The 752-nt window shown below is 62.6% G+C and carries 1 protein-coding gene; it reads left to right on the forward strand.

Annotation, left to right across the window (positions count from 1 at the left end; genetic code table 11):
• Positions 1–752: phosphate ABC transporter substrate-binding protein PstS (gene pstS / locus U5A67_RS40460; protein WP_321959835.1), on the forward strand; the 752-nt coding region annotated here is incomplete at both ends.

Raw genomic sequence — 752 nt, forward strand, 5'->3', positions numbered from 1 at the left:
GCCCACGCTGCTGACATCACTGGCGCGGGCAGCACCTTTGCAGCACCGATCTACACGAAATGGGCGGATGCCTATCAAAAGTCGGGCGGCGGCAAGGTGAACTACCAAGGCATCGGCTCGTCGGGCGGTATCAAGCAGATCGTCGCCAAGACGGTTGACTTCGCAGGTTCGGACGCGCCCCTGAAGGACGACGAACTGACGAAGGAAGGCCTGTTCCAGTTCCCGACGGTGGTGGGCGGTGTCGTGCCGGCGATCAACGTGCCGGGCATCAAGGCTGGCGAACTGACGCTGTCGGGCGAAGTGCTCGGCGACATCTACCTCGGCAAGATCAAGAAGTGGAATGATCCGGCGATTGCCGCCCTGAACCCGAAGGTCAAGCTGCCGGATCTGGACATCGCCGTGGTTCGCCGCGCCGATGGTTCGGGCACCAGCTTCATCTGGACGAACTACCTCTCGAAGGTCAACACCGAGTGGAAGAGCAAGGTCGGCGAAGGCTCGACGGTCAACTGGCCGACGGGTACGGGCGGTAAGGGCAACGACGGCGTCGCCGCCTTCGTTCAGCGTCTGCCGGGCTCGATCGGCTACGTCGAGTGGGCGTACGCCAAGCAAAATCACATGGTCTACACTGCCATGAAGAACGAGTCGGGCGCGGTGGTCGAGCCGAGCACGGACACGTTCAAGGCAGCGGCTGCTGGCGCGGACTGGAAGAAGTCGTTCTACCAGATCCTGACGAACGAGCCGGGCAAGGAAGC

It is taken from the genome of Paraburkholderia sp. J69-1 (assembly GCF_905220255.1).
In the GTDB taxonomy this organism is placed as follows: domain Bacteria; phylum Pseudomonadota; class Gammaproteobacteria; order Burkholderiales; family Burkholderiaceae; genus Paraburkholderia.